Annotated in this window: 15 protein-coding genes; 9 read left to right on the forward strand and 6 right to left on the reverse strand. The window is 67.3% G+C overall.

The window, feature by feature from the left end; genetic code table 11:
* Window positions 1–7 precede the first annotated feature (7 nt).
* Window positions 8–706, reverse strand: coding sequence for a DUF4386 family protein (locus ALI144C_RS04425; protein WP_076985709.1), 699 nt, complete (start codon window positions 704–706; stop codon window positions 8–10).
* 55 nt (window positions 707–761) lie between these two features.
* Between ALI144C_RS04425 and ALI144C_RS04430 the strand changes: the two genes are divergently transcribed.
* Window positions 762–1,373 carry a PadR family transcriptional regulator gene (locus ALI144C_RS04430; RefSeq protein WP_076985710.1) on the forward strand — a complete coding sequence of 204 codons (612 nt, stop codon included), beginning with the start codon at window positions 762–764 and terminating at the stop codon, window positions 1,371–1,373.
* Between the two features lie 41 nt (window positions 1,374–1,414).
* Here ALI144C_RS04430 and ALI144C_RS04435 read toward each other — a convergent pair whose 3' ends face one another.
* The 3 genes from ALI144C_RS04435 to ALI144C_RS04445 all read right to left on the reverse strand — a co-directional run bounded on the left by ALI144C_RS04435 (window position 1,415) and on the right by ALI144C_RS04445 (window position 7,498).
* Entirely contained in the window at window positions 1,415–2,257 is an 843-nt protein-coding gene (locus ALI144C_RS04435; RefSeq protein WP_076985711.1) for a MerR family transcriptional regulator, read from the reverse strand.
* Between the two features lie 142 nt (window positions 2,258–2,399).
* Window positions 2,400–3,545 (reverse strand): S8 family peptidase, encoded by a 1,146-nt coding sequence (locus tag ALI144C_RS04440; RefSeq protein WP_076985712.1) that lies wholly within the window; start codon window positions 3,543–3,545, stop codon window positions 2,400–2,402.
* 215 nt (window positions 3,546–3,760) lie between these two features.
* Window positions 3,761–7,498, reverse strand: a complete 3,738-nt coding sequence (locus ALI144C_RS04445) for an nSTAND1 domain-containing NTPase (protein ID WP_168211166.1) — start codon at window positions 7,496–7,498, stop codon at window positions 3,761–3,763.
* Window positions 7,499–7,874: 376 nt separating this feature from the next.
* Between ALI144C_RS04445 and ALI144C_RS04450 the strand changes: the two genes are divergently transcribed.
* The 4 genes from ALI144C_RS04450 to ALI144C_RS04465 all read left to right on the forward strand — a co-directional run bounded on the left by ALI144C_RS04450 (window position 7,875) and on the right by ALI144C_RS04465 (window position 12,092).
* Window positions 7,875–8,327 carry a hypothetical protein gene (locus ALI144C_RS04450; protein ID WP_076985713.1) on the forward strand — a complete coding sequence of 151 codons (453 nt, stop codon included), beginning with the start codon at window positions 7,875–7,877 and terminating at the stop codon, window positions 8,325–8,327.
* A 105-nt stretch (window positions 8,328–8,432) separates the two neighbouring features.
* Entirely contained in the window at window positions 8,433–8,915 is a 483-nt protein-coding gene (locus ALI144C_RS04455) for a hypothetical protein (RefSeq protein ID WP_076985714.1), read from the forward strand.
* A 119-nt stretch (window positions 8,916–9,034) separates the two neighbouring features.
* On the forward strand, window positions 9,035–11,299 hold the full coding sequence (locus tag ALI144C_RS04460) for an ATP-binding protein (protein WP_083752703.1): 2,265 nt from the start codon (window positions 9,035–9,037) through the stop codon (window positions 11,297–11,299).
* A gap of 217 nt (window positions 11,300–11,516) precedes the next feature.
* Window positions 11,517–12,092 (forward strand): RICIN domain-containing protein, encoded by a 576-nt coding sequence (locus ALI144C_RS04465; protein ID WP_083752704.1) that lies wholly within the window; start codon window positions 11,517–11,519, stop codon window positions 12,090–12,092.
* A gap of 46 nt (window positions 12,093–12,138) precedes the next feature.
* Here the strand turns inward: ALI144C_RS04465 and ALI144C_RS04470 are convergent, their stop codons facing one another.
* On the reverse strand, window positions 12,139–15,120 hold the full coding sequence (locus tag ALI144C_RS04470; RefSeq protein ID WP_076985716.1) for a family 16 glycoside hydrolase: 2,982 nt from the start codon (window positions 15,118–15,120) through the stop codon (window positions 12,139–12,141).
* 164 nt (window positions 15,121–15,284) lie between these two features.
* The gene (locus tag ALI144C_RS58330) at window positions 15,285–15,908 is read right to left on the reverse strand and encodes a LysR substrate-binding domain-containing protein (protein ID WP_076985717.1); all 624 of its coding nucleotides are present in this window, start codon (window positions 15,906–15,908) and stop codon (window positions 15,285–15,287) included.
* Window positions 15,909–16,178: 270 nt separating this feature from the next.
* On the opposite strand from ALI144C_RS58330, the gene ALI144C_RS04480 reads away from it, so the two are divergent.
* The 4 genes from ALI144C_RS04480 (at window position 16,179) to ALI144C_RS04495 (ending at window position 19,741) form a co-directional block, all read left to right on the forward strand.
* Window positions 16,179–16,403 carry a hypothetical protein gene (locus ALI144C_RS04480; RefSeq protein ID WP_076985718.1) on the forward strand — a complete coding sequence of 75 codons (225 nt, stop codon included), beginning with the start codon at window positions 16,179–16,181 and terminating at the stop codon, window positions 16,401–16,403.
* Between the two features lie 264 nt (window positions 16,404–16,667).
* Window positions 16,668–17,813 (forward strand): cytochrome P450, encoded by a 1,146-nt coding sequence (locus tag ALI144C_RS04485; protein ID WP_202818848.1) that lies wholly within the window; start codon window positions 16,668–16,670, stop codon window positions 17,811–17,813.
* A gap of 264 nt (window positions 17,814–18,077) precedes the next feature.
* Window positions 18,078–19,028, forward strand: coding sequence for a sugar ABC transporter substrate-binding protein (locus ALI144C_RS04490; RefSeq protein WP_237773976.1), 951 nt, complete (start codon window positions 18,078–18,080; stop codon window positions 19,026–19,028).
* Between the two features lie 119 nt (window positions 19,029–19,147).
* On the forward strand, window positions 19,148–19,741 hold the full coding sequence (locus ALI144C_RS04495) for a CHAT domain-containing protein (protein ID WP_237773986.1): 594 nt from the start codon (window positions 19,148–19,150) through the stop codon (window positions 19,739–19,741).
* The last annotated feature ends 28 nt before the right edge of the window (window positions 19,742–19,769 follow it).

Here is a 19,769-nt window from a genome sequence, read left to right on the forward strand (position 1 = left end):
GCAACCACTAGCTTCCCGCTGAGTCCGGCTGTCGCGATGAGCCGGGAAGCCTTGACCGGAGCAGGAATCCCCCCAGGATCAGCAGCCACAGCCAGACGACGATCGTGCAGGGCACGATCACCGCGAAGTCGATCGTCAGCGCGCCGACCAGCCAGCCCGTTCCGGCGAGGACGCCGGTGAACGCGAACGGCTTGTTCACCTCCGGGATGCGCGCGAGCAGGACGGCGAACACGGCGATCGCGCTGCCGAGCAGACCCTGCGCCACGAAGGCCGTGCTTCCCAGTACCAGCAGCAGCGTCTCGGCTCTTTCGAGCACGGCGACGGGGTCCGTGTCACCGTTGAGGTACTGGTCGGCCGCGGTGCTCAGCCCCAGGGCGTGCAGGCTGAAGTAGACGGCGAACGTCGCCGCCGCGATCCCGAAGACCATGACCGTCGCACCGGCGAGGGCCCGTGAGACAGGCAACGAGGGCACGAGCGTCGCGACCGCCACTGCCCACAGCACCACCGCGGCGATGTTGGCGAAGTGTGCGAGTGTCCACAAACCGCGGTCGGCCACGTAACGCAGCGTCGCCTCGGCGTCGTCGATCGGCGGGTTGCCGTGCAGCGCCGTGGGAAGTACGTAGAGCGCCACCCCGAGCAGGAGCAGTGCGCCGGGTAGGCGGCCAGTGCTCGAGGTGGCAGCCGCGGGACGAAGAAGAAACGACATACTATAACTATAAGGCAAAACGGCATACTATGACTATGGCGATAGGGTGAGTCGTATGTCCCCGTCCAGCGATTTCACCCTCCGGTCGCCCTTGAGCCTGGTTGTGCTCGCGCTGCTGTTCGAACGGCCGATGCACCCGTACCTGATGCAGAAGCTGATCGTCGAACGGGGCAAGGACAAGGTCGTCAACGTCCGCAGCCGCAACAGCGTCCAGCAGACGGTCACCCGGCTGGAGAGAGCCGGACTGATCGAGAGCTCGACCCCCTCCCGAGAGGGCGGCCACCCGGCACGCACGGTCTACAGCCTCACCGACGAAGGCGCGGCGGCGCTGCTGGACGCGCTGCACGACGCGCTGGCCCGACCGGCTCTCGAGCACCCGATGTTCGCCGCCGCGCTGTCGTTCATGTCGGTGACGACTGTCGGCGCGGTCACCGAGATGCTCACCCGGCGCCGCGCCGAACTCGACAGGCGCATCGACGAGGAACAGATCTCCCTCGATGCCGGACGCCGGCGTCTGCCCGAGATCTTCCTCATCGAGAACGACTACATCATCACCATGCTGGAAGCCGAGCGCGCCTGGATCGACCGCGCGCTCGCGGCCATCCGCGCCGGTGCGCTGACCTGGGACACCGACCAACTCCGCACCGACGCGCTCACCGGCAACTGACCCCTGCCAAGCGCTTGCGTGGCCACCGGGAACACCGGGGTTCAGCTGTCCGCGGAGTGGTCATGGGCGAGGAGTTCCGCGGTGAGCTCCATGCAGCGGATCCGGGCGGGGGAGAAGTCGTAGGGCATCTTGGTGACCGCTTCGGAGACGCTCATCCGCGCGGGCTCCTCGCCCTTCAGATCGGCGTCGTAGGTCTCGAAGAGCGCCTCCTCGTCGATGTCCAGTCCGATCGTCTCGATGGCTTCCTCCATGGCCTTGTGGTGGGCGTACCGCTGTGCGGCGAGTTCGTCGACGCGGGGATCATGGGGATCCACGCCGTCGTCGAGTGCGGCCTCGGCGGCGTCCAGACGGTCCTCTTCGGCCCGCAGGTCGGGGTGGGTGGCCAACACGATGAACACGCTCGCCTGGACGGCGGCGCCCAGCGGGCCGAAGACCCGTTCCGTGACCAGCAGGGCGTCGAGGTCGGAGCGGCGCAGTGCGCCTGGCGGCAGGGAGCTGAGCCGGTCCGTCACCAGTTCGGAGAGCAACCCGAGCGGACTGCCCACAGCCCGCAGGCGCTGGAGGACGGCCCGCTGGCGTTGGATGTCGGCCTCCTTGGCGGCCAGGGTGTCCGCCAACCGGCCTAGGCTCTCCTCGATGTCGCCGACTTCGTCGAAGGCGGCCCGCATGTCGTCCAGGCTGATGCCTGCCTCGGCCATCCTGCGGATCCACAGCAGGCGGATCATCTCGTCGTAGCCGTAGCGGCGACGGCCGTCCACGCCCCGCTCGGGCTCCGGCAACAGGCCGATCTCGTGGTAGTGGCGGATCGCGCGCGGGGTGGTCCCGGCGAACGCGGCCGCATCACCGATCTTGACCTGGCGGGGAGGCGTGATGGAGGGGTGCATCGCGGAGGGCGCCTTTCGTGCAGTGGGTCCCCCTACGACATCACATGCCGCTACGGCATCTGCAACACCTGGACGAGCCGTAGCCGAAGCTGCTACCTGCGCCGATGTCTGACCTGTCATCCCTCTCTCGAGGTCCGGCCAGCTACGGGCGGACCCACAGCAGTCGGTTCGGTGAGCCCCTCGGGTCCACCACCACGTTCTTGGTGGAGTCGTTCAGCAACGCGGTCGCCACCTGAGCGGGTGTCAGCGTGGGGTTTCGGGAGAGCTCCAGTGCGGCCGCGCCGGCCACGTGGGGCGTCGCCATGGACGTACCGGACAGATCACCCCAGTCCGTGTCGCTGCCGTTGTACGCGGAGGTGATGCTTTCCCCTGGCGCGAACAGGTCGACGCAGCTGCCGTAGTTGGAGAAGTACGACCGGTAGTCCGACCCGCCGATCGACCCGACGGTCAACGCTTCCCGCACCCGGGACGGCGAGTGCCTGCAGGCGTCGTCGGAGTCGTTGCCTGCTGCCACCACCGCTACGACACCGTCGGTGATGACCCGCCGCACGGCGTCTTCGATCACCCGGTCCGGCGCGGGGCCGCCGAGGCTCATGTTCGCCACGGCCGGGCCGGACGCGTGGTCGACCACCACCCAGTCCAACGCCTTCGCGAGCTGTTCGCTGGTTCCGTTGCCGGCGCAGTCGAACACCTTGGCGGAGACCAGCCGGACGCCTTTCGCCACACCGTGATCCAGCCCGCCGACAGTGCCCGCGACGTGGGTACCGTGTCCGTGGCAGTCCACGTTCTGGTTGTCCACGGTGTTCGTGCCCCAGATCGCACGTCCGCCGAAGTCCCGGTGACTGATCCGGATCCCGGTGTCGACGACGTAGACGGTGACGTTCGACGCCGAGCCGGGGTACCGGTAGACGTCGTCCATCGGCAGGCGCCGTTGATCGACCCGGTCCAGGCCCCACGAAGGCGGGTTGCGTTGTTCGCCGGAGACCCGTATCCGCTGGTTCTGCTGTACGTACGACACCGCGGGATCCGCGGCGATGCGCCGTGCGTCGCGTTCCGTCATCCGCGCCGAGAACCCGTGGAAAACGTGAGAAAACGTGTGCACGACCGTACCTGAGTACCGGGCCGCCAGGTCGTCAACGGGGCGTTGTCCCTTGAGTACCACCACATAGCTGCCGTCGATCGCGCCAGGCGTGTTCGCGCCCAGGACATCGGCCACAGCCATGGGCGGCACACCCATCAGTCCACCGGCCGCCAATGCCGTGGCCGCCAACCAGGATCCTGTCCTCATCGCACCTCCTTCGTTCGCTTTCCGGACGATCGCAGGCTACGGGCAGCGGTCGGCGCCGCGATCGGCCCGGACGAACGATTTCCCCGTGTCACTGGGAAAAGACCCCGAACGGCCGCCAACCAAGGTCGGAGATCGAGGTCGAACGGCGGACCCGGCACTTCGGCCCGCGTTCGCTGTGCCCACGTCACCCGGCCGGACTGTTCGGCACCGAAGACCTACGGGCAGGTGGGTGGATGGTCCGCGTCGGGCAGGAACTGGTCGCGTTCCTCGCGGGTGAGTTCGCGGTGGATGATGTCGCAGATGTCCCGGATGGCCCGGTCTTCGTCGATCGTCCAGGTGATCGCCCGGGCGTCCGCACTGGACACCGCGTGGCCGCCGGGGGCGAACGCCACGGCAGCGACCGGTCCTGTGTGGCCGGACAACGTCGCCAACCGGCTCCCGGTCGCGGAATCCCACAGTCCGACGGTGTTCTCCGCTCCGCCGGTGACGAGCAGGCGGCCGTCCGGGCTGAACGCCATGCTGATCAGCGTGTCGCTGTGGGTGAAGGTCGCGGTTGGTTCGTGGCGCTGGACACTCCACAATGTCACAGTCCGGTCGGCTGCGACGGTGGCGAGGGTGCGGCTGTCCGGGCTGAACGCCATCTCGCGCGGCAGGCCGGGATGGGTGAGGGTGGCCGACTTGGTTCGATCGGCCAGGTTCCACAGGGTGACCCGGTGCGCGTTCCCGGTGCTCAACGCGAGGGTTCGACTGTCGGGACTGATCGCAACGGCGTTCACCGCGTCACCGACGGGCAGGGCAGCGACTTTGGTGTGGTGGTGGGTGTCCCAGAGGATCACCGACTCGTCGGCGCTCGCGGTGGCGAGCATCCGGTCGTCAGGGGTGAACGCCACTCCGGTGACCTCGTCGGTGTGGCCGGTGTAGGTGGCCAGTTCGGTTGGTCTGGCGCGGTCGGTGACGTCGAGGAGCATGACGCCACCGTCGGCGAGACCCGTGGCGTGGCGGGGTGAACCGGTGCCGATGGCCAGCCAGCGACCGTCGTGGCTGAACGCCACCGCGTTCGCCGGTCCGGTGCGTGAGCGGATCGTGGCGAGGGGTGTGCGATCGTCGACGTCCCAGAGTGTGGCGGTGTGGTCGGTGCTCGCGGTGACGAGGGTCTTGCCGTCCGGGCTGTACGCGGTGGCGGAAATGGTCTTCGTGTGCCCGGCCAGTGGCGCCCGGTCGATGTTCCACAACAGGATGCGGCCTTGTTCCTCGCCGGAAGCCAGCAGCGGCAGGCGGGGGTGGAAGGCGAGCGCGTAGATGTTGTTGGTGTGCCCGGTGAGCCGGGCCCGGACAGTGCGGCTTGCGACATCCCACAGGATGACTGTGTGGTCGTGGCCCGCCGATGCGAGAGTGCGGCCGTCCGGGCTGAACGCGACGGCTCGTGCCTGGTTGGTGTGTCCGGTGAGCGTGGCCACGGAGGCATGACTGGTGACGTCCCATAACCTGATGGTGTAGTCGGTGCTCGCGCTGGCGAGGGTACGGCCGTCCGGACTGAACACGACACTGTCCACAGAGGCCGTGTGGCCGGTGAGGGTGGCCAGTCGCCTGCCGGTCGCGGTGTCCCACAGCCCGATTGTGCGATCGCCGCCGGCGGTGGCGACGATGCTGCCGTCGGGGCTGAAGGCGACTGCTTGGATGACGCCCTGGTGGCCGGTCAGGCGACGTACCGCGGTGCGGTCGCGCACGTCCCACAGGACGACCGTGCGGTCGTTGCTCGAGGTGGCGACGGAGCGCCCGTCCGGGCTGAACTTGATGTCCCTGATCCGTTCGGTGTGACCGGCCAGGGTGGCGAGCCGTTGGCCGCGGTTGGCGTCCCAGAGCACGAGGTTCGCGTCCTCGCCGCCGGTGGCCATCTGCTGTCCGTCCGGGCTGAACGCCACCGCGCGCAGGAATGTCGGGTGGTCGGTCAGCGTGGCCCGGCGGGTTTTGCTCCGGGTGTCCCACAGAATGACCTGCTGATCGCTGCCGGCGCTGGCCAGGGTGCCGTCCTTGCCGAAGCTGACGTCGGAGACGGCGTCGCCGTGCCCGGTCAGTTCGCCTTGGTAGACCTGGTAGGCAGCCATGCTCAGCAACGCGCCGCGGGCTTCGGTGGTCGGGGCTGTGCGGAAGGCCGCGACGCTGAGCAGCATCGCTGTGCCTGGCGCGGTGTCCTTCAACCTCAACGCCTCGGCCGCGAGGTGCCGGGAGACCGCGGTCTGCCGCGCCGCGACCGCGTCGTGGCGTTGCACGAGAGCGACACCAGCCAGCCCCGTGACGAACAGCAGTGCCACCGCCAGCCCGGCCGCCAGGCGGTGCAACCGGCGGCGGTTGCGCACCTCAGTGGCCCGTTCCGCGGCCTCAGCGTTGACGCTGGCGTCCAGGAACTCCTGTTCGGACTGGTTCGCGCGGGGGACGTTGCGCGCCCAGTCCTTGATCACGGCCAGGCGAGTACCCCGCAGAAGGGTGCCGGGGTCGCGGTGGTTGTCGCGCCAGACAGCGGCTGCGTCCGTGAGTTCGCGGTGCACGCGCAGCGCTTGACGGTCCTCATCCAGCCACGTCCGCAGCCGTGGCCACGCGTTGATGAGCGTCTCATGGGTGATCTCCACACCCTTGTCGGACTGGACGACCAGCCGCGTGTCGACCAGCTTGCCCAGGACGGCCTCAGCACTGTCGTCGAGTTCGTCCGGCCCAACCCGGCGCTTGGTGTCCTCAGTGCCCTCGCCCAACGCGACCAGGCGCAGGAACAGGTCTTTGACCACCTGCTGCTCGGGTTCGTCGAGAGCGGCGAACTCCGCTTCCGCGGACTGCGCCAGCGCGCCTCCTATTCCTCCGACACGGTCAAAGCCCGCATGGGTGAGCGTGTTGCCCTTACGCCGCCGCCACGTCTCCAACAGAGCGTGGGACAGCAGCGGCAGCACCCCGGTTCGCCCGTGTGCCTGCGCGACAAGGCTGGTGAGCAACGAGGTTTCGATGACGCAACCCGCGCGGCGCGCCGGCTCGACGATGGCCCGGCGCAACTCGTCGACCGACATCGGTCCGACGGCCACCTGCCCCTCCCGCAGCTGAGCGGCCAGGTCGGCGTCCTGCAGGCAATGGGAGTAGAAGTCGGCACGGACACCGAGCACCACCCGGCAACGGCTGTTCGCCGCCGTACTCGCCGCGACGAGCGCCGTGACCAGCGCGGACCGGTCCGCCGCGGTCCGGCAGAGGGTGAACAGCTCCTCGAACTGGTCGACGACGAGCACCAGTTCGGTCTCCGGTGGGTCGTCGACGAGTGCCTGCCGAGCCACCAGATTCAGGTTGCGGGGGTCGGTGGCGAGTTCCGCGGTCACGGCACCAGGCAGTTGACCGAGCAGTGGGGCGAGGTGGACAGCGCATTCCCCGATGGGGTCGGGACCCGGGGTGAACACCACGACTCGTGCCGAACCCTGAGCCGTCAGCCTGGGTACCAGACCCGCGCGCAGCAACGACGACTTCCCGGCACCGGAAGCGCCGAAGACCATCACGAACCGCTTCGTCGCAACCGCGTCCGCCACTTCGTCGATCAGGCGTTCCCGGCCGAAGAACCAATCCTTGTCCTCGGCCTGATACGACGCGAGCCCGCGATAGGGAGCGGTCCCGTTGTCCTGATCCACACGGGTCCCGTTCTCGACGTCCGTTTCCCTGGCCGACTCCGCGACCAGCGTTCGCCACCGGCGTTCCCATTCCGTGGCATCACCCCCGCATGCCCGGACGTAGGCCAACGTGACGGCGAGGCTGGGTACCCGTCGGCCACCGGCCGCGTCCGACAATGTCGTCGAGGAGAAATGCGCTCGCCGGGCGAGTTCCCGGTACGGCGGACTGCCCGCCCTTTCCCGGAGCCGCCGCAGCTCGGCGGCGAAACCGGTCAACGCTTTCCCGTCGGCGTCCAGCGGGCGCTCAGCTCGTGGCAATCCAACCACCCCCTCCTGAGCAGTCACCTCCATTGTCCGAAAACTGGTGTCCGGTGTCCCTCGGTCGACACCGGACAACCCGAACGGGCTACAAACGGTGTCGTGGATCCCACGGCCGAGCGTGGCTGAGGTTCGGGATTCGACAAACCAGCGGCAGTGCTTCGTCGCCGTTCGGGATCTGGGGGTAGGAATGGGCGCCGCAGTGCCGCGGCGTCCATTCCTGACAGCAGAGCTCGGTAACAGGCGGTCCGGTCAAGCTCGTCGGCGGACGAGGCCGGTCTGTTCTTTGGGGTGAAAGCCGCACGAGGAAGGGATGTCGAAACAACACATTTACTATCTTCAAGCGAGTTGACACACCGACTCCGTCCGTGACGTAGTGGAGGAAATCAAGTTGATACGTGCTTCTTTGATCGCAGCTGTCGCGCTGATTTCCGGCATGGTGGTCCTTCCTGCCTCCGTCAGCGCCGACACCGGCGACGTCAGTGACACGGTCCTGGCGCATCCGGATGTGCGGCTGGTCAGCAGTTCGCCGCCGGTCGGCGTCCTCGGGAACTGCAGCCTCGGCGGGATGTTGTGCGGCCACATCTACAACGACGACAACAACCAGAACCTGCGCATCACCACTGATTGGGGCAAACGCTCGAATTCCGCCACCTGGCGCACGCTGAAAGTCGGGCAGAATTCCAAAGAGATCGGTGTGAAGGACGCCGACGGGTTCTGGATTCCGAAAGGTTGCTTCGGCAAGGTCGCATTCGTGCAGAAGCTCGGCCCTGGCTGGTACAAGGTGTACGACGGTCAGCACATCCACCTCACCGACATCGTCTGCTGAACAGGGACCACGAGCGCCCGCTCTCCATTGTGGAGAGCGGGCCGGGTGCTGTGGGGAAGTCACGTCTTGACCCTGTCTCCGTTCCGCGGGAGTAGCCTGCGGCGCATGGCTTTCCACTTGGCGCACGGCACGGCCGTGTACCGCACCACCCCGCTGCACGGGTACTCCGCGATCGTGATGGTCGAACGCTTCGTCGGCGACCGGTGGGAGCTCACCGCGGCACTGCCGCGTGACGCCGAGGAAATCGCTGCCGAGTCCGCGCGGGAGATGGTGGGGGCGGCCGCCGACGAGCCCAGCCGGTTCGCCGCCCCGCCGCCGGACCGGAGCGTGGCGGGCGGGCTGGACGCCAGGCTGGAGCAGCTGGATGCGATGATCGAGGCCACGGTGGCCTGGCTGCGGACGTCCGCCGTCGGCACCGACGGCGAACTGGAGTGGGCCGCGTACCAGTCAGCCGATTACGACTACGAACTCGACACGCGGACGGCGTTGAGCGACGCCGCTTGGCTCGTCTCGCAGATGGTCAAGCAACGCTCTACGCTCGCGATCCGGAACGAGATGCGTCACCGGAAGCGTGCCGAAGAGGACTGACCGTGCACGTGCTCGGACCGCCCACGGGGCCGCGATGATCAAGGTACTCTCACCGGTTGTGGCCGGTTTGCGCGTGAGTGTGCGAATCCGGGGGAGACGACGGGATCGAAGGACGCCACGTGACGGGTCGGTTCGGCGCGCTGCTGCGGCAGTTTCGGCAACAGGCGGGGATGACGCAGGAGCAGTTGGCGGAGCGGTCCGGGATCGGCGCGCGGACGATCCGGCGGTTCGAAACCGGGGAGCGGACCGACTCCAGACTGGTGACGGTGCGCTTGCTCGCCGACGCGTTGGAGTTGCGGTCGGCTGAGCGTGACGAGTTGCTGGCCGCCGCGCTGCACACCGAGGTCACCGACACCGTCAACACTCCCGACACCAGTACGCCGGTGCCCCGGCAGCTTCCCGCGCCGCCGGGGGCGTTCGTCGGGCGGCGTCGCGAGTTGGAGGCGCTCTCGGCGGCTGTGGATGGCGCCGCGGTCGTTCACGGGACGGTCGTGGTCTCGGCGATCGGCGGAGGCGGGGGAGTCGGCAAGACCTGGTTAACCCTGCACTGGGCGCACCAGCACTTGGCGGATTTCCCTGACGGGCAGCTGTTCGCCGACCTGCGCGGCTTCAGTCCGGACAGCGAACCGGTGCCCGCGAGTGCCGTGGTGCGGCGGTTCCTCGACGGACTGGGTGTGGAGCCCGCACGCGTCCCGGTCGACCCGCAGGCCCAGATCGCGTTGTACCGCAGCCTGGTCGCGGGCAAGCGCATGTTGATCGTTCTGGACAACGCGGTCGACGCCGAGCAGGTCGTGCCGTTGCTGCCGGGCGGGGACTCCTGCACGGTGGTGGTCACCAGTCGCAAGACCCTGACCGGGCTGATCGCTCGCCACAGCGCACACCACCTGCCCCTGGACATGCTCAGCGCCGACGAGGCCCACGCCCTGCTGGGCACGCGTGTGGGGGCGGATCGAGTGACGGCCGAGCCCGCCGCGGTGCGGGAGCTGGTCGAGCTGTGCGGTGGACTGCCACTCGCGTTGGGCATCATCGCGGGCCGTGCCAACACCCACCCCCGCATTCCCCTTGCCGAGTTCGCCGCCGAGTTGAGGGAAATCGGGCTCGGGGCATTGGAGGACGAGGACCCGGGTGCGAGCCTGCCCGCCGCGTTGTCCTGGTCCTACCGTGCACTGAGCGCCGACCAGCAGATGATGTTCGGGCTGCTGGCTGTCGCACCCGGCGCCGACATCACGCTGCCTGCCGCCGCCAGTCTCATCGGTCACCCGGAGGCCCGGAAACTGGTGCTGGAACTGGAGAAGGCATCGCTGCTCAACCGGGTCGGGCGTGGCCGGTACGCCATGCACGACCTGATCCGCCGCTACGCCACCGACATCGCCGACCACCAGGTACCGAAGGAGGCACGGGAACAGGCGCTGCGGCGGGTGGTCGACTTCTACCTGCACACCGCCCACGCCGCCGACCTGCTGCTGGACCCCCACCGCCCGCCCGTCGAACTCGACCCGCGAGCGCCGGGTTGCCTGCCCGAACCGCTGTCCGGCCACGCGGCGGCCCTGGCGTGGTTCGACGCCGAGCATTCCGCATTGCTGGCCGCTCAACACGCGGCGACCACCCACCGATGGCACCGAGCGGTGTGGCACCTGGCTTGGACCATGGGCACCTACCACGATCGGCGGGGACGCGGCCATGACCGGCTCGCCGTCTGGCAGTCCGGCCTGGCCGCCGCCGATCGCCTTGCCGACCCCGCGGCCCAGATCCGCGCACACCGGGTCCTCGGCTATGCCTGCGCCGAGGTGGGGCGGCACAACGAATCGATCGAGCACCTGCGGCAATCCCTTGCCTTGGCCGAAGGGCACCGGGACCACACCAACCAGGCCCACACCCACCGGTTGCTCGCGCGAGCCTGGGGGCAGCGAGGAGACAACAGGCAGGCGCGTGAGCACGCCGCCCACGCTTTGGATCTCTATCGAACCCTCGACAACCCGGTGTGGGAAGCCGAAGCGCTCAACGAGATGGGCTGGCACGCCGCCCGGCTCGGAGAGTACGAACAGGCCCGTGATCACTGCCGCGACGCACTCTCGTTGCACCGCCGCCACGACAACCCCGACGGTGAGTCGTACGCCCAGGACAGCCTGGGCTACATCGCCCACCACACCGGCCGGTACCGCGAAGCCGTTGAGCACTACCAACTTGCCCTCACTCTGCTCCGCCAACTCGGTTACACCTACGAAGTCGCCAACACTCTCGACGGACTGGGCGACTCGCACCTGGCCCTCGGCGAGCATGATCAGGCCCGCGTGACATGGCGGGAGGCGCAGGAGTTGTACCGGGCACAGCAGCGCCACGACGAGGCCGACCGGCTCCAGCGAAAACTGGGTGCCCTTACCTGAGCCGTGCCATCGTGAAAGGATCATGGTGCGGCAATGGAAACAGCGCTCGGCAACATCCAGAGTGGATCTCGACGGCGAGGATGAGACCCTGATGAGACTCCGCGCGGTTGGCGTCGCCCTAGCGTCTGCGACGTCAGGTTGACCCGTGGGACCCACTCACCCCGGCGCCGTCGCGTCCCATGGTTCGACACGTCGCCAGCCGAAAGGACTGGAGAAGATGTCGCGAAGAGTTGTCGCTTTGCTCGTAGCGGGATTGCTTTCGTTGCTCACGGTGTTGTGCGTGCAACCGATGGCCGGAGCAGCCACGCAGAGCGAACCTGCGATCTACTACACGACCTCGATGCGTAGCGCATCCATCTACGAGGTGCGTGCTTCCTATTCGTGGAAGTGCCTCGACCTGCGAGGCGGGTCGAACAACCCGGGCACCGTCGTACAGACCTTCGACTGCAAGGGGAGACTGCACCAGCGTTTCTGGTTCATGCGCTCGGGCACGCCTGGGCTGTTCCACATGGGCGCCTTCGCGTACTGCCTCGGCACCCAGAACGCGTCCACCGCGGAGAACACCCCGATCGTGCTGGGCCACTGCCAGGGTCCCGGCCAGCACTTCCGGTGGGTGGACCGGGGCTCGAACCACTGGGACATCGTCGAGGCCTCGAGCGGCAAGTGCCTGACCGACACCGGGTACCGGTCCGCGATGCAGTTGCGCACCTGTGCCCCGATGCAGGAGCCGTACCCGACGCTGTGGACACCTCTGTACGCCGGACAATGGGACTACAGCAACCCTAACGGCTAGATCACCGAACGGCCAGGGAAGGACGGCCTTCCCTGGCCGTTCGCCGTCAGATCCGTTCGATCCAGACGTTGCGGAACCGCGGGTTGGCGCCGGGGTCGCCGTGGTCCTGCAGCTTGATCTGGCCCGGTGCCGGGTCTTCCGGTTTGCCCGCGCCGGTCGGTCCGTCGACGGCCACGTCGCGGTGCACCAGGATTCCGTTCCACCACACAGTCATCCGCGCGTTCTGCACCTTCTTGCCCGCACTGTCGAAACGCGCCGCGTGGAACTCGATGTCGTAGGTCTGCCACGTGCGGGTCGGTGTCGCGGCGTTGACGTCCGGCGCCTTCTTCAGGTAGATCGAACCGGCGCCGTTGAGCTCCGGTGGACGCCCGGATGACTCCAGCACCTGCAGTTCGTAACTCTCGTAGATGTACACGCCGCTGTTGCCGCGAGCCTGCCCGGTGACCTCCGGCGGGTAGTCCGGCTGGTACCACTCGACATGCATGCGGAAGTCGCCGAAGCGTTCCTTCGTGCGGATGTCACCGCCGACCGATTCCATCGACCCGTCCGCGACAGGCCATCTCGCCGCGCCGCCGGATGTCGCCTCCCACGCGTCGAGGTTGGTGCCGTCGAACAGCGTGACCCGGTTCGTCGGTGTCAGGGTGATCTTGTCCAGGTTCACGTGCCCGGTGTCGGTGGGCTCGTAGACGTAGGAGATGGTGTTCGGGCCGGGTCGCAGCGTCACCGTCTCCACATGGGTGGCCCATTTGTCCCAGCTGCCGGTGGCGGCGAGCCAGATCTGTTTCTCCTTCTTGCCGTTGACGTACAGGCTCATCGACTTCGACACCGGGGTCGGGCTGGGGTTCGGGCCGTTGGCGTACCGCAGGGCGACATCGTGACGGCCCGCGCGCTCGGGTACGACGGCGAACGTGGTGGTGCTGCCCGGTTCCCAGTTGCGGTCGACGAAACCGGCGCCCGAATAGCCGGTGTGGTCGGTGTTCCACCCGGTCCCGCCGGTCAACCTCGCCGACTCCGCCTCGTACTCCGGTGGCGCGGGCGTCCCGCCGGGCAGCCGGTTGAGCGTGTACCAGGCCTCGGTGCTCCACAGTTCAGCACCGGACACCGAGCTGAACGGACGCGGCGAACGCAGGTACACCACGCGGCCAGGCTTCAGGCCCGCGATCTGCAACGTCACCTTCTTGCGATCCGCTGACAGCGTCGCCGAGGTGACGCCGAGGGTCTCCTCGTCGACCTTCGGGCCGCCGTACTGGGGCGTTGGCACGTACCGCCACTGCTGGGCCTTGTACTTCGCGGCGAGGTTCTTCGCGGTCTCGTCGGCCAACGGTTGCGTGTACTCCAGCTCGAAACCGCCGCTGATGGCCCGCATCTTGTGGATGTCGAACGCGTCGGCGTTGTCGAGGCTGAGCTTCTGCAAGCCGTATTTGAGTTTGCCCGCCTGCCCCCAGTTGCCTTGCCAGCCGATGCCGCCGGTGTAGATCGCGCCGTCCGGACCGAGGCTGATCCGGCTCACCCCGGACTCGAGCCCCTGCGTCATACGGAACACCGCGCCCTGGTATTCGCCGGAGACCTTCTCCAGGTACGCGCGCTGCAGACCGCCGTAGGTCACGTCACCGAACACCATCTGACCCGCGAACACCCCGTTGGGCAGGACGATCGGGTTGCTGGGCGAGTTGGAGATCTCGTTGTGCGGCAACCAGAGCACAGGTTCGGTCACCGGTTGGGTGTCGTACGGACCGGTCGGGTTCGTGTAGTGGTTGTAGAAGGCGCGCTGCTTGATACGCACCAGCTTCGACGCTGGTATGTACATGCCCTGGTTGTCGGTGACGAAGACGTCCCCTTCGGGTCCCCAGCCAAGGCCGTTGGGTGTCCGCAGTCCACCGGCTACATAGGACACCTCACCGGTGTTCCTGTCGATCTTGAGCGTGCTGCCCCGGTTGGGCACGGGCTGCGGGTTGGCGGTCGCGCCGCCGGGGACCATCGCGATGCCGGTGGTGACGTAGAAGTATCCGTCCTTGTACAGCAGGCCGAACGCGAACTCGTGGTAGTTGCCGCCGAACGGCCACGTCGCGATCCTGCGGTGCTCGTCGGCGACCTCGTCACCGGTCTTGTCGACCAGGGCGGTCAGCTGGTGCTTCTCGGACACGTAGACCGCGCCGTCGACGTACTTGAGTCCCATCGGTTCCCGTAGGCCGTGAGCGATCCGTTTCATGGTCACCTTGGCCGGATCGGTGGTGCCGGTGACGCCGGAAAGCAGATACACCTCACCGAGCACGGTCAGCCGGTCGCCGCCCCACGTGGAGATGGCCAGTCGGCCGTCCGGCAGCCAGTCCATGCCCGTGACCTGTGGTTCGAAGCCCGCAGGACGCAGGTTCGTCAGCTTGTAGCCGGGGTGCACGCCGGTCAGCGGCAGACCGTCACCAGGAGAATCCGCGACACCCTCGCACTGCTTGCGGCCCGGCGAAGTGACCCGGACGACGTCGGCATCGGTGCTCAGCGCCGAGTTCGGCACCAGGGTGTACGCGGTCGCGCCCGGCGGTCGCCACTCCAGCTTCAACCGTTGGTCGAAGTCCGCGTCGAAATGGTCGATGCGCAGCGCGTGGGGGCCCGCGGCCAGCTGAACCGAACCGTCTTTCGGCGTGGCACCGTGACGGCCGGGGTGATCGATCACCTGGGTGCCGTCGAGCAGGAACCGGGCGCCGTCGTCACTCGTGAGCCGGAAGCCGTAGGTCCCGGCGCTGGAGACGTGGAGGTAAGCGCTTACTTCGGTGACAAAACGATCAGCGAACCCGAAGTCCGTGGAGCTTGACCAGTCGATTGTCGGCATCAGCTTGTCGACGTTGGGCGTCTGGCCTGGCTTGAGCTTGCAGTAGTCGGTCAGGGGGACCTGCACGTCGAACACGCGCATCGTCACGCCCGGTTCCTGAGGTGGGATGTGAGCCTGGGCGGACGCTGGAACCGGGAGCAGGGGGAGCGCGATCACAGGGGCAAGAAGTGGGGCAAGACGGGCGAACCAAGCGGCTGGCGGCATGGCAGGGCTACCTCCTTGGGGCCGACGACGCGGCCCACGCCCGTTCGCGTGACGACCACGTCTGTCACAGAAGAAAACAACTTCGGCCGCAAGTCAACAAAAGAACTGTCTGTTTGTGCGAAAGTACCGCCGGTTGTCGCAATATCCGTGCGTGAAGCTGACGTCTACCGCGGCCCGTTCGCGAGCTCGGCGCGCAGCCGCGGCAGCGCGTCGAGCAGTGCTGTGATGCCTGGGCGAGTGGCATTCGCTGCCAGGTACACGAATCTCAGTTCGACGCTCCACAGGGGCAGTTGGACGGGCAGGAGCCGCACGACGCCGTCCCGTAGCGACCAGTGCGCGGTGAACTTCGGCACGACCGCGACGTGGTCGGAGTCGGCGGCCAACCGGATCGCTGTCTCCGGTGATCCTGTCGTGTGCACCGGGCGGTCACGCCGACGGTCCGGGTGGTCGAAGACCTGCGCGAGCGGTTCGCCCTCCCGAGCCGGGCGATCGCCGACAGCACCACGAGGTCCATGGTCTCCAGGGCTGACCCAGCCATAGGCGCAGACTACCGCTAACGGTATGAGAATTCGGCCTACCGAAACCCTCCCGGGTGGCTGAGGCTGGGGGAACACAGCAACCGACAGCTCCTCCCCGACGAAGTGAGAGGGACCGTCCGATGCGGACACCACTGAGATCCACCCGCGCGGCGCTTCTGGCGAGTATCGCTCGGCGAGGTCGTTGATGGACAGGATGAGGTCGAAGCGGCGGGACTCAAGGCCGGCACCGGTCGACGTGCTGGACGTCACCGAGGACGAACCGAGGTGCTCACCGGTGAGCGTTCGCCGCTGCTTGCCGACTACGCGCCGGATCGCCTGATCGGCAGGACAGTGGCCGACTTCCCCCAGTTCGCGACGCTGCGTTTTCCCGCCGCACAATAGCTGTTGTGTGTTCGGGCAGCCGTCCGGTACCGAACGGGCAAGGGATGATTCCGTGCGGTCGACGCGCGGGTAACGATCTTGTGCGGGCGTTTCGCCCCCGTAGTTGCCGGCACAGTCGGGACAAGGAGAGACGGCACCATGAACATGCGGAAACTCGCGGCAACAGCAGTTGCCAGTGTTGGTGTTTCCCTGCTCATCAGCGGTACCGCCTATGCGGATCACGTGGAGTACAAGGGTCCCTACGAGACTCCGGACGAGTGTGTCCAAGCCCTGCGCAACCTGCCGCACGATCCCACCGTGAACGGCATGGAGTGCATACCCATGAACGGCAAGCACTACATCGAGATCTCACACACGAACTGAGCGTGCTTCCGTCGGTGGTTCCGGCGTGCGTGGCCGGAACCACCGACGGGCAGCGCGGCCTTTTCGTACCAAGCGAGACGGCTGAACGGGCAGATCGGGGTGGAATCTGTCGCGGATCGCGCGGTCCGGTGCCTAACGTCGAAGCGACCTGACAGACCTGTTGCCGCACCAGGAGCCGTTTTGTCGTCCACGATCAGTGCTCGCCCGCTGCCGGTACCCCGTGAGGACGTCTGCCCGTTCGGGCCGGCTCCCGAGGTGGCGGAGGTGCGCACGCGAACCCCGGTGGCCAGGGTCACCTGCCCGACAGGCATCGAGGCTTGGCTGGTCACCCGATACGCCGACGCCCGCGAAGTGCTGGGCGACTCGCGGCGCTTCAGCAACCGTTGCGGTCCGGCAGGCCACATGCTTGCCAACATGCCGCCCGGCGTACCCGTCGGGGAAGGCGACTTCTCCAAAATGGACGGACAGGACCACGTCCGGTTCCGGCGGGTGTTCGCACCCGCGGTCACCACCGTGCGCCGGATCGAGGAGTTCCGGCCGATGGTGCGGCGCACCGCCGACGAGTTGCTGGACGGCCTTGCCGCCGTGTCCGGGCCGGTCGACCTGCACGAGCGGTTCGCCAAACCGCTGACCTCGTCCGTGATCGCGGAACTGCTCGGCGTGCCGTACGCCGACCGCGGCATGTTCCAGTGCTACGCCGAGACCATGTTCGACGGCAGGACCGGCGTCAACGACCTGGCCGCTGTGCGGGTCGCCCTGTTCGGCTATGTCGCCAACCTGATCCGTTCGCGGCGTGTCACCCCCGGCGAGGACGCGCTGAGCGTGCTGGTCACGCGTGGCCAGGCACACGAGAAACCGTTCACCGACCTGGAACTCACCAAGATGGCCGCGGGCCTGCTCGCCGCGGGCTACGACACCACCGCCAGCGCCATCACGTACGGCGTCCTCGCGCTGCTGGCCGACCGGTCCCAGTTCGACCGGCTGGCCGCCGACCCGTCGCTGGCCGCCGGTGCCGCCGAGGAGTTGGTGCGGCTGCTGGGCGGTGGTTCCGGGCTGATGCGGGTGGCCACGGTCGACACCGAGATCGCCGGCCAGCCGATCGCCGCGGGTGAGTACGTGGTCGTCGCCATCCAGGCGGCCGACCACGACCCCGAGCGCTTCCCCGAGCCGGAGCGCCTGGACATCGACCGACAGGCCAGCGGTCACATGGGCTTCGGGTACGGGCCGCACCAGTGCGTCGGCCAGCAGATCGCACGGCTGGAGCTGACCACGGCACTGGCCACCCTGCCCCGGCGTGTGCCGACCCTGCGGCTTGCCGTGCCGCAGAAGGAGATCCGGTTCAAGGCCGACACCACCGTCTACGGCCCGGTCGCCCTCCCGGTCACGTGGGACGAGATCCTCCCGGCCTGACCGCACGCATCGCCGCAGCACCCCGCGCGAGAGAAATCGCGTGGGGTGCAGTCCGTTGTGCTGTCGTCCCGCGGGCTCCAACCCGTCATCGGGAAGAGTTGATATTGCGGGACGATGGCGTGCATGACGGTTCGTGCGGAGGGAACTTCGATGGCCTGGCTCGATCGAGATCAAATGCCGGTACGGTTCGCGATAGTGACGTCGGTGGCAAGCGGACTCATACTGGCCGTCATCGTGAGGGCATTCCCAACAGGTGCTGTTCTGATGTGGTTCGCGATGGCCTCAGGCGGTGTCGCGGCATTTTCGTTCGGTGCGATGATGCTGATCCGTCGTACGCGAAATCGTTCGAGAAGGGCATTTCTGATCACGTCGGCCTTCGGTCAGAAGTACTACGTCGCGGATTTCGTTCTGCGTGCGCAGAGCGCGCTGGACAGCGAGGGAATCGACCTCGTGCTCAAGGTGCCTGACCGGGACTATGACGCCAGTGCGCAGTCCCACCACCTGGGCAGACTCCTGGACAGGCGGCGTGAGTACGTCGGTGGGATCATCTTCGCCGGTGAGGTGCACCGGTTACGTGACGACCTGGTGACGTTCTGCCGCGGATCACGATTACCGGTGGTCTTCACCGATATCGAACCGTTCGACAAGGTGGCCGACTACCCGCCCAACAGCGCGTACATCGGATACGACACCGGTGAACTCGGTGAGCAGGCCGGTCAGTGGCTGGCCAGGCACCTTCGCGGGAAGCGACAGCCACGCGTCCTCATCGTCGCCAGTCTGGAACACAGCACCCGGCAGGAACGGTGCGAGAAGATCCTGCGCCGCGAATTGCCGGATGTGATGATCACGACCGAAGACCGGTGCGGTTTCGTGCGTTCTCGCGCATGCGACGCTGTACGCGCTCACGTCCGGCAAATGGATCCTCACGAGTGTCTCGACGCGATCTTCTGCACCAACGACGAGATGGCCTTGGGGGCCGTCGACGCGCTGTCGACGCCCTCCTCGGTCACCCGGAACACTGTCGTGGTGGGAATCGATGGAGTTCTGGAAGCGAAAGCGTTGATCGACACCACCGGTAGTCCGCTGCGCGCCACTGTCGTTCAGGACACCCACCGCCTGGCGGGCTGTGTCGTGGACCTGCTGATCAAGATGCATCGGGGTCGCACGGTGCCGACGCGGACGATTCTGAAAGCTGAGATGTACGTGGCGAATTGAGCGTCAGTGCTGGTGACCGAGGAGTTCGACGTGACTGACAAACGCGACGCGGCGGTCAACGCGATGCACGCCTACGAACGCGGCGGCGATCCCAACCGCGGCAGACCAGAGGACTGCTGATAGCCGACACGCTCGACACCCGAGTACCACACCTGCCCGGAGCCGCCGAGGAAGCGAACGAACTCGCAGTGAAAGTCGCCACCGTGACAACGCTTCCCCCGCCTGGTGTGGAAACAGACCGCGACATGATCCTCACAGCCCTCCCCGGCTACGAGGTCGCGCACTTCGCGTGCCATGGATTGACCGACTGGGACGACCCCAGTTCAAGCAGGCTGCTGCTGCACGACCACCGGACACATCCGTTGACGGTCACGGACATCGCGGGGCTCCGGCTCACCCGTACTCGCCTCGCCTACCTCTCCGTATGCAGTACCACCGGTACGAACCTGCAACACGCCGACGAAGCCGTCCACCTCACCGCCGCGTTCCACCTCGCCGGGTACAGCTCTGTCATCGGAACTCTGTGGCCCATCAACGACCGGAACGCCATTACGATCGCCCGCCACGTCTACGACTACCTGACCCAAGAGCACACCGTGCCGCCGCGAACCCATCTCGCGGCCGAAGCCCTCCACCACGCGGTCCGTCGCTACCGCGACAACCATCCCAGACAACCCATCCAATGGGCTGCCTACGTCCACACTGGTCATTAGTGCTCTGACCGAACACGTGCGCCGGGGA

The organism is Actinosynnema sp. ALI-1.44, from assembly GCF_001984155.1.
Classification (GTDB): Bacteria; Actinomycetota; Actinomycetes; order Mycobacteriales; family Pseudonocardiaceae; genus Kibdelosporangium.

Excerpts from the sequence above, each read along its gene's own strand:
- ALI144C_RS04455 (WP_076985714.1), top strand. The coding sequence starts at position 8,433 with ATGGCTTTCCACTTGGCGCACGGCACGGCCGTGTACCGCACCACCCCG.
- ALI144C_RS04490 (WP_237773976.1), top strand. The coding sequence starts at position 18,078 with ATGTGGTTCGCGATGGCCTCAGGCGGTGTCGCGGCATTTTCGTTCGGT.
- ALI144C_RS04470 (WP_076985716.1), bottom strand. The coding sequence starts at position 15,120 with ATGCCGCCAGCCGCTTGGTTCGCCCGTCTTGCCCCACTTCTTGCCCCT.
- ALI144C_RS04440 (WP_076985712.1), bottom strand. The coding sequence starts at position 3,545 with ATGAGGACAGGATCCTGGTTGGCGGCCACGGCATTGGCGGCCGGTGGA.
- ALI144C_RS04430 (WP_076985710.1), top strand. The coding sequence starts at position 762 with ATGTCCCCGTCCAGCGATTTCACCCTCCGGTCGCCCTTGAGCCTGGTT.
- ALI144C_RS04425 (WP_076985709.1), bottom strand. The coding sequence starts at position 706 with ATGTCGTTTCTTCTTCGTCCCGCGGCTGCCACCTCGAGCACTGGCCGC.
- ALI144C_RS04435 (WP_076985711.1), bottom strand. The coding sequence starts at position 2,257 with ATGCACCCCTCCATCACGCCTCCCCGCCAGGTCAAGATCGGTGATGCG.
- ALI144C_RS04480 (WP_076985718.1), top strand. The coding sequence starts at position 16,179 with ATGAACATGCGGAAACTCGCGGCAACAGCAGTTGCCAGTGTTGGTGTT.
- ALI144C_RS04465 (WP_083752704.1), top strand. The coding sequence starts at position 11,517 with ATGTCGCGAAGAGTTGTCGCTTTGCTCGTAGCGGGATTGCTTTCGTTG.